This is a genomic window from Lentzea sp. NPDC060358, from assembly GCF_042725365.1.
In the GTDB taxonomy this organism is placed as follows: Bacteria; Actinomycetota; Actinomycetes; order Mycobacteriales; family Pseudonocardiaceae; genus Lentzea.
The window spans coordinates 1-12,326 of record NZ_JBHXCW010000223.1 but is presented as its reverse complement, the minus strand read 5'-3'; the positions used below and the strand labels follow the sequence as shown (position 1 = coordinate 12,326).

General features: G+C 75.1%; 16 protein-coding genes. 11 read left to right on the top strand and 5 right to left on the bottom strand.

Going from position 1 to position 12,326, the window contains the following annotated elements; all coding sequences use genetic code 11:
• The first annotated feature begins 55 nt into the window (after positions 1–55).
• The gene (gene lgt / locus ACFWGZ_RS32970) at positions 56–967 is read left to right on the top strand and encodes a prolipoprotein diacylglyceryl transferase (protein WP_382455498.1); all 912 of its coding nucleotides are present in this window, start codon (positions 56–58) and stop codon (positions 965–967) included.
• Here lgt and ACFWGZ_RS32965 read toward each other — a convergent pair.
• Entirely contained in the window at positions 933–1,442 is a 510-nt protein-coding gene (locus ACFWGZ_RS32965; RefSeq protein WP_382455497.1) for a YceI family protein, read from the bottom strand. The two genes, lgt and ACFWGZ_RS32965, sit on opposite strands and share 35 nt — an antisense overlap.
• Positions 1,439–1,750: a hypothetical protein gene (locus ACFWGZ_RS32960; protein WP_382455496.1), complete on the bottom strand. Its 312-nt coding sequence runs from the start codon at positions 1,748–1,750 to the stop codon at positions 1,439–1,441. The genes ACFWGZ_RS32965 and ACFWGZ_RS32960 overlap by 4 nt, the downstream gene beginning before the upstream one ends.
• Before the next feature lie 113 nt (positions 1,751–1,863).
• On the opposite strand from ACFWGZ_RS32960, the gene ACFWGZ_RS32955 reads away from it, so the two are divergent.
• The gene (locus ACFWGZ_RS32955; protein ID WP_382455495.1) at positions 1,864–4,554 is read left to right on the top strand and encodes an ATP-binding protein; all 2,691 of its coding nucleotides are present in this window, start codon (positions 1,864–1,866) and stop codon (positions 4,552–4,554) included.
• Between the two features lie 24 nt (positions 4,555–4,578).
• Here the strand turns inward: ACFWGZ_RS32955 and ACFWGZ_RS32950 are convergent, their stop codons facing one another.
• Complete coding sequence (locus ACFWGZ_RS32950; protein ID WP_382455494.1) at positions 4,579–5,355, bottom strand: crotonase/enoyl-CoA hydratase family protein; 777 nt, start codon at positions 5,353–5,355, stop codon at positions 4,579–4,581.
• A gap of 100 nt (positions 5,356–5,455) precedes the next feature.
• Here ACFWGZ_RS32950 and ACFWGZ_RS32945 point away from each other — a divergent pair, with 100 nt between their 5' ends.
• The 4 genes from ACFWGZ_RS32945 to ACFWGZ_RS32930 all read left to right on the top strand — a co-directional run bounded on the left by ACFWGZ_RS32945 (position 5,456) and on the right by ACFWGZ_RS32930 (position 7,576).
• Entirely contained in the window at positions 5,456–6,055 is a 600-nt protein-coding gene (locus tag ACFWGZ_RS32945) for a sulfite oxidase-like oxidoreductase (RefSeq protein WP_382455493.1), read from the top strand.
• A complete protein-coding gene (locus ACFWGZ_RS32940) occupies positions 6,025–6,765 on the top strand; it encodes a ferredoxin reductase (RefSeq protein WP_382455492.1) in 741 nt (246 codons plus the stop codon). Before ACFWGZ_RS32945 ends, ACFWGZ_RS32940 begins: the two co-directional genes overlap by 31 nt.
• 11 nt (positions 6,766–6,776) lie before the next feature.
• Complete coding sequence (locus tag ACFWGZ_RS32935; RefSeq protein ID WP_382455491.1) at positions 6,777–7,046, top strand: DUF6510 family protein; 270 nt, start codon at positions 6,777–6,779, stop codon at positions 7,044–7,046.
• Positions 7,047–7,162: 116 nt separating this feature from the next.
• Positions 7,163–7,576 (top strand): DUF6292 family protein, encoded by a 414-nt coding sequence (locus tag ACFWGZ_RS32930; RefSeq protein ID WP_382455490.1) that lies wholly within the window; start codon positions 7,163–7,165, stop codon positions 7,574–7,576.
• 19 nt (positions 7,577–7,595) lie between these two features.
• Here the strand turns inward: ACFWGZ_RS32930 and ACFWGZ_RS32925 are convergent, their stop codons facing one another.
• The gene (locus tag ACFWGZ_RS32925) at positions 7,596–9,215 is read right to left on the bottom strand and encodes a RecQ family ATP-dependent DNA helicase (RefSeq protein ID WP_382455489.1); all 1,620 of its coding nucleotides are present in this window, start codon (positions 9,213–9,215) and stop codon (positions 7,596–7,598) included.
• On the bottom strand, positions 9,212–9,982 hold the full coding sequence (locus tag ACFWGZ_RS32920) for an esterase/lipase family protein (RefSeq protein WP_382455488.1): 771 nt from the start codon (positions 9,980–9,982) through the stop codon (positions 9,212–9,214). Before ACFWGZ_RS32920 ends, ACFWGZ_RS32925 begins: the two co-directional genes overlap by 4 nt.
• 180 nt (positions 9,983–10,162) lie before the next feature.
• Between ACFWGZ_RS32920 and ACFWGZ_RS32915 the strand changes: the two genes are divergently transcribed.
• From ACFWGZ_RS32915 to ACFWGZ_RS32895, 5 genes are all read left to right on the top strand, one after another.
• The gene (locus ACFWGZ_RS32915; RefSeq protein WP_382455487.1) at positions 10,163–10,816 is read left to right on the top strand and encodes a hypothetical protein; all 654 of its coding nucleotides are present in this window, start codon (positions 10,163–10,165) and stop codon (positions 10,814–10,816) included.
• Complete coding sequence (locus ACFWGZ_RS32910) at positions 10,803–11,210, top strand: phage holin family protein (RefSeq protein ID WP_382455486.1); 408 nt, start codon at positions 10,803–10,805, stop codon at positions 11,208–11,210. Before ACFWGZ_RS32915 ends, ACFWGZ_RS32910 begins: the two co-directional genes overlap by 14 nt.
• A complete protein-coding gene (locus tag ACFWGZ_RS32905) occupies positions 11,186–11,806 on the top strand; it encodes a DUF3618 domain-containing protein (RefSeq protein WP_382455485.1) in 621 nt (206 codons plus the stop codon). The genes ACFWGZ_RS32910 and ACFWGZ_RS32905 overlap by 25 nt, the downstream gene beginning before the upstream one ends.
• Positions 11,807–11,877: 71 nt before the next feature.
• On the top strand, positions 11,878–12,030 hold the full coding sequence (locus tag ACFWGZ_RS32900) for a hypothetical protein (RefSeq protein WP_382455484.1): 153 nt from the start codon (positions 11,878–11,880) through the stop codon (positions 12,028–12,030).
• A gap of 5 nt (positions 12,031–12,035) precedes the next feature.
• Positions 12,036–12,287, top strand: a complete 252-nt coding sequence (locus tag ACFWGZ_RS32895; RefSeq protein ID WP_382455483.1) for a hypothetical protein — start codon at positions 12,036–12,038, stop codon at positions 12,285–12,287.
• Positions 12,288–12,326: the final 39 nt, after the last annotated feature.

Here is a 12,326-nt window from a genome sequence, read left to right as displayed (position 1 = left end):
CCTGCGCGCCGGGAACTTCACAGCGCGCAGGCACCCGCCTCCCTACCCTGGCGCGATGTCCTTGGGGGAAGCTGCCTTCACCGTCATACCGAGCCCGACGCAGGGCGTGTGGCACCTCGGCCCGGTGCCGATCCGCGCGTACGCCCTGTGCATCATCGCCGGCATCCTCGTCGCCGCCTGGCTGACCGAGCGCCGCTACGTCCAGCGCGGCGGCCGGCCGGGCGTCGTCGGCCAGATCGCGACCTGGGGTGTCCCGTTCGGCATCGCCGGTGCGCGGATCTACCACGTCGCCACGAGCTGGCAGCCGTACTTCGGCCCGGGCGGGAACCCCGTGAAGGCCCTCTACATCTGGGAGGGCGGCATGGGCGTCTGGGGCGCCATCGCCTTCGGCGCGCTCGGGGGGTGGATCGGGGCACGCCGTGCCGGGGTCGCGCTGCCGCCGCTCGCGGACGCCGCCGCGCCGGGAATCCTGCTGGGGCAGGGCATCGGCCGGCTCGGCAACTGGTTCAACAACGAGGTGTACGGCGGCCCGACCGACCTGCCGTGGGCGCTCACGATCCACCGGTGGGACCAGGGCGCCGGGCGCGCGGTGCTCGGTCCCGACGGGCAGCCCGAGGTGCTGGGCACGTTCCACCCGGCGTTCCTCTACGAGCTGCTGTGTACCTTCGCCGCGGCGGCCGCGGTGATCTGGGCCGACCGCCGGTTCCGGCTCGGGCACGGCCGCGCGTTCGGGCTCTACGTGGTGCTCTACACCCTGGGCCGGCTGTGGATCGAGGCGCTGCGGATCGACGAGGCGAACCGGGTCCTGGGCCTGCGCCTCAACATCTGGACGTCGATCGTCGTGTGCCTGGTGGCCGCCGCGCTGACGGTGTGGTCGGCGCGGCGGCACCCCGGCCGGGAGGACCTCGGACCGCCGCACGCCGGCGGCGACCTCATCGGGCCTGCGCCCGCCGGACGACCGCGGTGACGGCGATGTCGACGTGGCGGCCGATCAGGAAGCCCGGCGCCCTGATGCCGAGCGTCCTGCGGTCCAGCCGTGCGGTCGCCGTCAGCACCGCCTCGTCCCCGTCCACCGACGACAGCCGCGCGAGTCCGCTCACCGACGTCGAGGTGCCGCGGGCGGCGAGCGTGCCGGTGACCCGCCAGCCGTCGCCGGCGGCCTGGACGGACGTCGCGGTGAACGTCATCACCGGGTGCCGGTCCAGGTCGAGCAGCCGCGGCCCCCGCAGGTCCCGGTCGCGCCGGGCGATCCCGGTGTCGACGGAGCCCAGGTCGAGGGTGCCGTGCACGGACAGCAGCGCACCGTCCGGGCCGATCTCCACCGACCCCGCGGTGACGGGCACCGTGCCGCGCGCCGTGCGCCCGAGGTTGCCGACCTCGAACGACGCGGTGCTGCGGGACACGTCCGCCCGCCACAGGCCGACGGCCGGCGCGGCGGTCACGGCCGCGCCCCGAAGACCTCGTGCACCGGGTAGACCTCGACGCGGTCGGCGCCCGGCAGCAGGGCCGGGTCCTCGCCGGGCAGCAGCCCGGTGCCCATGATCGCCTTCTGCGTGTCGGCCAGCGCCTGCTCGGTCTCGGCGATCGAGACGACGACCTCCGCGCCGTCGGCCCGCCGCAGCACGTACGTGGTGATGTTGCCCGGCACCGCCGCGGCGGCGGGGGCGATGCGCTCCCTGGCCGCGAAGTCCGCGGCGGCCAGCTGCTCCGGGGTGCGCGGGCCGTCGAAGTAGGTGAGCTGCGCGTACATGGTGGCCTCCCTGGCGTTGACTGACCACGAGTCTCGGCACCCGCGGGCCCGCCCGGATCCGTGCTGGCACGCACCGCGGTACTGAACCGCCACCGGGTGGCGATACACCCGGTGTGGAGGCCCCGATCTTCGGACGTGACCGCGAGCTCGCCGAGCTGCGGGCCGGGCTCGTCGCGGCCGCGGCCGGCACCGGGCGGCTGGTGCTGGTCTGCGGCGACGCGGGCATCGGCAAGACGCGGCTGGCCTCGGCCGCCGCGGCGATGGCCGGCGAGTACGGCGTTCCCGTCGCACGGGGGCACGCCGTCGACGACCCCGGCATGCCGCCGTTGTGGCCGTGGCGGCGGGTCGCCCGGACGGTGCCGGGGCTGCACGACGTGCTGTCGGGCGCGCATCCCGGGACGGACGCCCCGGCCCGGTTCGCGATGTTCGCCGACGCCGCCGACGCACTGGTGGCGGCCGGTCCGCACCTCGTCGTGCTGGAGGACCTGCACTGGGCGGACAGCACGTCGCTCAAGCTGCTGGCGCACCTCGCCGGGGAACTGGCCGGCGCGCGTGTGCTGGTCGTGGCGACCTACCGCGACGGCGGGCTCCGGGACGTGCTGCCGGGACTGCTGCGGGCACCGGTCACGCGGGTGATCCGGCTCGGCGGCCTGACCAGCGCGGCCGTGGCCGGGTGGGTGCGCAGCGCGACCACCGAGCCCGACGCCCCGGCCCTGGCCGCGAGGCTGGTCGGCCGGACCGGCGGCAACCCGCTCTACGTCCGGATGCTGCTCGACAGCGGCGAGGCCGAGCCGGAGCTGCACCGCCTGGTGCTGTCCCGGCTCGACGGGCTGAGCCCGCGGGCCCGCGCCGTGCTCGCCGCCGCCAGCGTGCTGGGGGAGCGGATCGAACCCGCCGTGCTCGCCGCCCTCGTCGGCGAGGACCCCGCCGCGCTGCTCGACGAGGCCGCCGCCGCCCGCGTGCTCCAGGACGACGCCTTCACGCACGCGCTGGTGCGCGACGCGGTCTACGACGACCTGGCCCCCTCCACGCGCGCCGACCTGCACCGGCGGGCCGCCGTGACGCTCGCCGCCACCGGAGGCGCCCCCGGCCGGATCGCCGGGCACTGGCAGCGCGCGAGCGGTCCCGACGCGCCCGCCGAGTGCGCGCGGTGGGCCGCGGAGGCCGCGAGGGCCGCCACCGCCGACCTCGCCTACGAGGACGCGGCCCGGTTCGCCGCGCTGGCCCTCGCGTCCGCGCCCGCCCCCACCGCCGCGGCGACCCTGGACCTCGCGCGGGCCGAGTTCCTCGCGGGGGAGGCGCCGGCGAGCCTCGGCCACTGCCGTGCCGCCGCGCGCCTCGCCGAGGAGTCGGGTGAGCCGGAGCTGATGGCCGAGGCCGCGCTCGTGATCACCGGCATGGGCGACCGCTCGCTGATCACCGCCGTCGACCAGCTGTGCACGTCGGCGCTGCGGCACCTCCCCGAGGGCGCCACGGCGCTGCGGGCCCGGCTGCTGGCCCGGCGGGCGATGGGCGCGACCGTCACCGGGGAGGCCGCGCGGGCGCGGGCGCTGTCGGCCGAAGCGCTGGACCTGGCCGTGCGCAGCGGTGACCCGGACGCCGAGCTCGACGGCATCCACGCCCGCCACGTCACGTTGTGCGCGCCGCAGTTCCGCGCCGAACGGGTCGCGCTCGCGCACCGGGCCGTCGAGCTGGCCGCGATCGCCCGCCAGCCGCACGCGTCGCTGTGGGGGCACGTGTGGCTGGTCGACGCGGCGTTCCAGGCAGGCGACCTCGCCACCGTCGACCACGAGCTGGACCTGGTCGAGCAGTTCGCCGCCGACCGGCAGCACCCCGTGGCGTGGTGGCACCTGCACCGGCTCCGGGCCGCACGGGCCGCGCTGGTCGGCAGGCTGGACGCCGCGGAGCAGCACAACGAGACCGCCCGCGCGGTCGCCGAACGGATCGGCGCCTCCGCCGCCAGGGGCATGTACTACGCGTTCGAGAACTGGCTCGCGCACCTGCGCGGCACCATCGACCGCGAGCTGGCGCGGGAGGCGTTCGCCGTGCTGGAGGAGGTCGCCGACATCCCGCTGGCACGCGTCTACGTGCCGTTCCTGCACGCCCTGCTGGGCGAGACCGACGAGGCCCGGTCGACGTTCGAGGAGTTCCGGCGGCTGCCGGAGACGCTCGAGATCGGACCGACGTGGGCACCGCTCGTCAGCCAGATCGGCATGATCGCGTGCCTGCTCGGCGACATCGCGACCGCGGACCTCGTGCACCGCACCCTGTCGGTGGTGGAACCGGACTTCTCCGCCGACGGTTCCGGCGCGGTGTTCTGCAGCGCCGCCTCACCGCAGCTGCTCGGCGACCTCGCGATGACCTGCGGCCGCACCGGGGCCGCGCTCGGCCACTACCGGCTGGCCGCCGAGATGAACGCGCGCATCGGCGCCCGCCCGTTCCTCGCGCTGAGCCGGCTCGGTATCGCCCGCGCCCTCACCGAACGGGGCGAGTGGGCGGACGCCCGGACGCCCGCCGCGCAGGCCGCGGCGGAGTTCCGCGCCCTCGGCATGACCCTGCGGCTGGCCGAGGCCGACCGCCTGCTCCAGCGCATCGGCGCCGGGGAACGGGCCGCGGATCCGTTGTCACCGCGGGAGTCCGAGGTCGTCGAGCTGGTCGCGCAGGCCCTGACGAACCGGCAGATCGCCACGAGGCTCACGCTGTCCGAGCGCACCGTCGAGACCCACGTCCGCAGCGTGCTCGCCAAGCTGGGGCTGCGCACCAGGACCGAGATCACCGCCTGGTCGCTCACGCGCCGCACGTGACGACGGCCTCGGCCGCGCCTGCCGCTATCCGCCGAAGCCGCCGTGCCGGCCCGCTCCGGAGGTGAACCGGGCGGCACCGGCGGCCCCCTCCCGCAGCACGACCGGCACCCCGGCCGAGCCCTCCGCCCGCAGCGCCTCCTCCAGCGGCAGGTCGAGGCCCGCGTAGGTCGACGCCCGGTCCGCGAGCACGCACTCGAACGGGAACGACGCGATCTGCTCGGCCAGCTCCAGCGCGGCGCGCACGGCCTCGCCGGGCTCGACGACCCGGTTCGCCAGCCCGATCTCCAGCGCCTCGGCGGCCGTCACCGGCCGCCCGGTGAGGATCAGGTCCAGCGCCCGCCCCAACCCCACGACCCGCGGCAGCCGCGCCGTGCCGCCGTCGATCAGCGGGACGCCCCACCGGCGGCAGAACACCCCGAACGTCGCGTCGCTCTCGACCACCCGCAGGTCCGCCAGCAGCGCGAGCTCCAGCCCGCCCGCGACCGCGTACCCGCTGACGGCCGCGATCACCGGCTTCGTGAGCCGCAGCCGCGTCGGGCCCATCGGACCGGAGCCCCCGCCGCCGGGGTCGAGCTCGTTGCGGCGCTGCGGGTCGCCGACGGCGCCGAGGTCGGCGCCCGCGCAGAACGTGCCGCCGGCACCGGTCAGCACCGCGACCTTCTGGGCCGGGTCCGCCTCGAACGCCTCGAAGGCCGCTCTCAGGTCGTCCGCCATCCGGCGGTCGACGGCGTTGCGCCGGTCCGGGCGGTTCATCCAGATCACGGTCGTGGTGCCCCGGGTCTCGACCCGCACGTCGTCCATCGGCTCCTCCTCGGTCCGGTCCCGAGGGTAGGCCCGCCGGCCGGTGATCTTCGTCGACGATCCCTGGCGTCGAGCGCGGCGATGACGTCTACTGTGCGCCATGGCCATCGTCTCTCCCGGGTTCAGCGGCCGGCGCCAGTCGCCGGACGTGCGGCTGCCGCCCGGCCAGTACCTGGCGGAGGACTTCCCGGTGCTCACCGCGGGACCGACGCCGCGCGTGCCGGCCGACCGGTGGGAGTTCACCGTCAGCACCGAGGTGGGGCAGCAGCACACCTGGAGCTGGCAGGACCTGATCGAGCTGCCCGCGGAGAAGATCACGACGGACATCCACTGCGTGACCAAGTGGTCGAAGCTCGGCACGCGCTGGAAGGGCGTCTCGCTCGACGTGCTGCTCGAGGACGTGGAGACGGCGGCGGACTTCGCGCTCGTCCAGTCCTACGGCGGGTACACGACCAACCTGCCGCTGGAGGACCTCCTCGACGGGCAGGCGTGGATCGCCTACCGCTACGACGGCGACGAGCTGACGCCGGAGCACGGCGGCCCGGCGCGGCTGCTCGTGCCGCACCTGTACTTCTGGAAGTCGGCGAAGTGGGTCCGCGGGATCCAGTTGCTGCTGGAGGACGAACCCGGCTTCTGGGAGAGCGCGGGCTACCACGACTACGGAGACCCATGGCGCGAGCAGCGGTACCAGGGCGACTGACCTGGCGGGCGGCGTCGCTGGTCGAGGCCACCGGCATCACCGCGAGCGCGCGCCGGCTCGTGTTCGACGTGCCGGACTGGCCGGGGCACTTGCCGGGACAGCACGTCGACCTGCGCCTGACCGCCGAGGACGGCTACTCGGTGCAGCGCAGCTACTCGATCTCGTCGGCACCGGACGGCGACCGCGTCGAACTGGCCGTGCAGCGCGTCGAGGGCGGCGAGGTGTCGCCGTACCTGTGCGACGTGCTGCCCGTCGGCGCCCGGATCGAGCTGCGCGGACCGGTGGGCGGCTGGTTCGTCTGGCGCGCGTCGGACCCCTCACCCGTCACGCTCGTGGCGGGCGGGTCGGGCATCGCGCCGTTGCTGGCGATGATCCGCACCCGTGCGGCCGGGGGCAGCCGCGTGCCGTTCCGGCTGATCTACTCCGTCCGCACGCCCGGCGACGTGTACTTCGCGGACGAGCTGCGGCGGCGTGCCCGGGAGGACGCCGGCCTCGACGTGCGGATCGTCTACACCCGGCGGACTCCGGAGGGATCTCCGGAGCCGCCGGGCCGGCTGGGTGTGGCCACTCTCAACACGCATGGCTGGCCCGCTTCGTTCAATCCTCAGACCTACATTTGCGGACCGACCGGGTTCGTCGAGACCGCCTCCGACGTCCTGGTGGCCCTCGGGCACGACCCGCGCCGCATCCGCACCGAGCGTTTTGGCTGACAGGAGCACCTATGAGCGACGACGGCCACGTGGACGGCAACGCGCTGGCGGGTGATCTGCGGGAGATCTTCGCCGTGGACGTGACCGCGGCCGTCGGCCGGTGCTCGGGCTGCGGCCACCGCGGCCCGGTCGCGTCGCTGCGCGTCTACCGCGACGCGCCGGGCGTGGTGGCGCGCTGCCCGCGGTGCGAGGAGGTCGTGCTGCGGCTCGTGCGCGGTCCCGGCCGGGCCTGGCTGGACCTGCGCGGCGCGGTGAGCCTGGAGATCCCGCTGCCGTCCTGACGGGCCGCGCCGGCGGCACGTGACGCGGGCCTCTGCCGCACCGGGTTTGCGCACACCCCGCAGGGGTATTCGTACCGGGCACCACCAGTGTGTTCGGCGACGGAGGCACAGCAGGCATGAACCGCGACACGCACAGCCATCTGGACATCGGCTTCGACATCGACTTCGACGACTCGGTGGACCGCCGGGTGCGGCAGTACGTCCGCGAGGTCGTGACGGGACTCGGACTGCGCGGCGACAGCTCGTTCGTCGAGGCGGACCCGCGACCGGCGGCCTACGTGGCGCTGGACGGGCGGCTGCCCGACTTCCCCGACCACTACGTGGCTCTGGTGTGGGACGAGCTGACCGGGTGGTCGGTGGCCGTGGAGGACCGCATCGGCGAGCTGGTGGAGGTCGAGCGGCTCGGCGGCGACGTGCGGCCCGCCCCGCTCGTGGTGGTCGACTGGGTGACGGGGCTGCTGCGCCCCGAGTCGGGGAACCGGGACTTCGCCGCGTTCGTGCCCGGACCGCGTGCCGCGGACGTGGCCTGACCCGGTCGCCCGCCGGGGGTCACGGGCACCCGGTCAGGATCGACGTGCCGCGCAGCGCGGCGAGGGACAGGGTCTTGTAGCCGACCTCGTCGAACAGGACCATCACCTTGTCGTCCTCGTGGTGCACGACCGTGCCGCGGCCCCAGCTCTCGTGCCGCACCTCGGAGTTCGGCGGGAACTCGCCCGGCTTCCCGGCTCCGGTCGTCCCGTCGTCGGCGGTGACGCCCTCGTCGCACCGGTCGCAGTTCCCGCACGGCTCGTCGAGCCGCTGGCCGAAGTAGCCGAGCAGGAACCGCCGGCGGCAGCCGCGGGTCCCGGTGTACTCGCGCATCACCTCGACGCGGGACCGGTCGCGCTTGAGCCGGCGCTCGGCCTGGTCCCGCGCCGCCGCGACGGCCCTGGCGGGAGGCGGGGCGTCGTCCACGTACCGCACGCCGTGCAGCGAGGTGCGCACGATTCCCGCGCTCTCCAGCAGGTTCACCAGACCCGTCACCTTGCGGCGGGAGCAGTGCACGTGCCGCACCAGGTCGGCGACGGTCGCGGGGGAGCGGCGCACGGCGCGGGCGACCTCGCGGACGCAGTCCTCGTCGAGCTTGCGGCCGGTCAGGAACCGTTGCAGGCCCTGGTCCTCCGGCCGGTGGAAGAGCACGACCTCGGCGGGGTCGCCGTCGCGGCCCGCCCGGCCGATCTCCTGGTAGTAGGCGTCGAGGGAACCCGGTGTCGCCGCGTGCACCACGAAGCGCACGTCCGGCTTGTCGATGCCCATGCCGAACGCCGACGTGGCCGCCACGACGTCGAGGCCGCCGCTCATGAACTCGTCCTGGACGCGGCGGCGCTCCGCCGCCTTCAGGCCCGCGTGGAAGGCGGCCGCCCGCACGCCGCGCGCGCCGAGGTCGGCGGCGTAGCGCTCGGTCTCCTTGCGGGTGGCGGCGTAGAGCAGGCCCGGCCCGGACCTCTCGGTGACCCAGTCGGTGACGGCGCGCCGGCGCTCGTCCTCGCCGGTGCCCTGCCGCACGGTGAGGTGCAGGTTCGGGCGGTCGAAGCCGGCGACGAGCACCACGGGGTCGCGCAGGCCGAGGTGGTCGACGAGGTCGGCGCGGACCGGGCCGCTCGCGGTGGCGGTCAGCGCGAGCACCGGCGGGTGGCCGAGCCGCTCGACGACGTGCCGCAGCCGGAGGTAGTCGGGCCGGAAGTCGTGTCCCCACGCGGAAACGCAGTGCGCCTCGTCCACCACGAACAGCGACGGCTTGCGGTCGCGCAGCCGCTCGACGGTCTCGGTGTTCGCGAGCTGTTCGGGCGCCAGGAAGAGGTACTCGGTCTCGTCGCGGGCGAACGCCTCCCACGCCTGCTCGTTCTCCTGCGCCGACTGCGCCGAGTTGACCGCGGCGGCGGGCGGCGCCCCGCTGGCCCGCAGCGCGGCGACCTGGTCGTGCTGCAGGGCGATGAGCGGCGACACCACGACCGTCGGGCCGTCGAGCAGGATGGCGGGGACCTGGTAGATCGCGGACTTGCCCGCGCCGGTCGGCATCACCACCAGCACGTCGTGGCCGTCGAGCAGGTGGCGCATCGCGACGAGCTGCTCCTCGCGCAGCTCGGTCCAGCCGAAGACCTCCTCGGCCGTCCTGGCGAGGTCGGTCATCCGGTGGGGCGCAGGTCGTACCGGCGGGCCGCCCACTCGGCGAGCCGCGGCCGCAGGGCGAGGTAGACGTCCGGGTCGATGCCCATCCCGGTGTGCGTGCTGCGGACCTCCACGCACTCGGCCGACGGGTCGAGGCACAGCTCCCACGGCACGATGCCGTCCGACTTCGAGTAGACCGAGACCGCGGGCAGGCCGTCGGGCAGCGGGGCCGTGATCGACCGGATGTTGTCGTCGAAGCAGATGCCGTGCAGGCACTCGGAGTTCATCAGGCCGGGGAAGCCGACCGACGACAGCCGCGCCAGCACCTTGGCGGCGAGCATCACCTGCGGGTGGGCGCCCGTGGGGTCGAGCAGCGGGCTGCCCAGCATCACGAGACCCGCCACCAGGTCCGGCCGGCGTGCGGCGGCGAGGCGGGCGAGTCCGCCGCCCCTGCTCTGCCCCAGCAGCACGACCGGTCCGCCGGTGGCCTCGGCGTGCTCCACCAGCCGGCGTTCGACGCGGTCCACCAGCTCCGTCGTGCACCCCACGTTGAACCCGACGCCCGCGCCGGCGGGCCGGTAGCCCCGGTCGCGCAGCCACGTCGTCGCGAAGCTCAGGCTGAAGTCGCCCGCGCCGAAGCCGGGCACCAGCACCACACCGAGACCCGCGCCCTCCTGCGGGTCCGCCTCGCGCCACACCCGGTGGCGCAGCAGGCGGGGGATCGTGAACGCCGCGACGGCGACGTGCTCCCGCGCCAGCGCCCGCAGCCCTTCGGCAGCACTCGTCATCTCGTCGCTCCGTTCCTGTGCGTCCCGCTGAAGTAACCCCTCCGCGGTGGTCCAAACAGCAAGAACCATCACGTTTGCGCGCGGTCCCGAGGCCGGCGGCGAACTTCGCGCCGGGTCGTTTGCGGTTCTTCGCCGGGTAGCTCGGTGGCCAGGACACGACAACGAGCTGAGGAGTCAGCCGTGACCGAGAACCAGACAGGTGGAGTGCGTGCGGCGGCCGGGAACGAGGTTTCCGAGGTCGCCCGGCACGCCGAGGAGGCGGCCGGCCGGGTCGGCGGCACGGTCTCCGACCAGGCCGCTCGCGTGACCCACGAGACCGCCGACCAGGCCCGCCGCATCGTCGGCGACGTGCGGGAACGTGTTGCGGCGGAAGCGGAACAGCAGGCCACACGGGTGTCGAAGCAGCTCGGCCGCATCGCCGACGAGCTGGGCGGCATGGCCGGGAACGCGCCGCCGGACTCGCTGTCGGCGGGCGCGATCCAGGGCGTGGCCGACACGAGCAGGCAGGCGGCCCGGTTCCTCGACGAACGGGGTGCGCAGGGACTGCTCGACTCCGCCCGGGACTACGCCCGGCGCAAGCCCGGCACGTTCCTGCTGGGAGCCGCGGTCGCCGGGTTCCTCGTCGGCCGGGTCGCGAAGAGCGTGACCGGCGGGAACCAGGGTGAGCAGCGGCCGCAGGGCGGTGGCGGCGTGGTGCCGGTGGCGGCCGAACGCCCCGATCCGGCACCGGACCGCGGCGCCGACTACGCGACGGGACCCGGCTACGGGGCGCCGCTGACGCCGAGCGCGACGCCCGCCGTGCCCCCGGCGGGGGTGCCGCATGTCGAACCCTGAGACGCGCGCGGGCGCCGGTGGGGAGTCCCTGGGTGATCTCGTCAGCGACCTCACCGGGGACCTGTCCAAGCTGATGCGGCAGGAGCTCGAGCTCGCGAAGGCGGAGATCCGCCAGGAGGCCGCCAAGGCCGGCAAGGCGACGGGAATGCTCGCCGCAGCCGGGTTCGCGGGCTACCTCACCACCGTGCTGCTGAGCCTCGCGCTGGTGTTCGCCCTCGGCGCCGTGGTGCCGCTGGGCTGGGCCGCGCTGATCGTCGCAGTGCTGTGGGGAATCGCGGGAGCGGTCCTCTACACCGGTGGCCGCGCCCGGCTGCGCACCGTCAACCCGAAACCCGAACGCACGGTCGAAACCCTGAAGGAGGACGCGGAATGGGCGAAACACCCGACCAGTTGAGGCGTGACATCGAAGTGACGCGGGCGGAGCTGCGGGCCGACGCCAACCGGCTGGCCGACCACACGAGTCCGCGCGCCATCGCCCAGCGGCGCGTCCGGGGCGTGCGGCAGGGCCTGGTCTCGGTGAAGGAGAAGGTGATGGGTTCCACCACGCAGGCCGCGACGGCCGTCCGCGACCAGGGCCACGACGCCGGCAGCGCCGTCGCCGACCGCGCGGAGCAGGCCGCACACGTCGTGCGGGAGGCACCGCGCCAGGTGGCCCGGCAGACGCAGGGCAGCCCGCTCGCGGCGGGCCTGATCGCGTTCGGCGGCGGCCTGCTGGTGGCGGCGCTGCTGCCCCGCACCGACGCCGAACAGCAGGCGGTGCACCAGCTCTCGGACAGCCTGAGCGACGTGGTCGACCCGGCCGGGGAGGCGCTGACCGAGTCGGCACAGCACCTCGGGCAGGACGTGCGGTCCTCGGTGAGCGAGGCCGTGGGCGAGGTGAAGGACGTGGCGACCGACGCCGCGCAGACCACCGCCGGGCAGGCGAAGGAGGCGGCTCAGGACGTCGGCGGGCACGTCCGCGAGTCCGGGCAGCGCCTGTCCGGGCAGTGATCCGGCCGCTCCGGCGGTTCAGCGTCGCGGTGCCGGGTATGCCGGACCCACCTCGACGACAGGAGATCGCTGTGACCCGGCCAGGACACGACGGCGCGGACCGCGCCGCGGCGGAGGAACGCGGTGACGCACCGCCGACCCCGGACGAGGAAGCGCCGAACGACCAGGACTCCGGTCCCGGCGCCGGCCTCGACGGCGGCGGCCGCTACGGCGACGACGGCTGAGCGCCGTGCCGATCCTCGTGGAGGACCTCAAGACCCTGCTCGAGTCGACGCGGCCGGGGGCGACGCTGGTGCACGTCGTGGGCAGCTACGTCGTCGCCGGCCGCGACGAGCTCGCGACGAACGCCCTGCGCGGCGCGCTGCCCGTGGTCACCAGGGACGAGCTGCTGGAGCGCGTCGGCGGCTGGCCGGTCACCGACGAACAGCTGGAGGAGGCGGCCGCGGTGCTCGCGTCCGCGGTGGACAACAGGGGCGGCTGAACCGGCCCCGCGGAGAAAAGCCGCGCGGCCAGGTTTGGC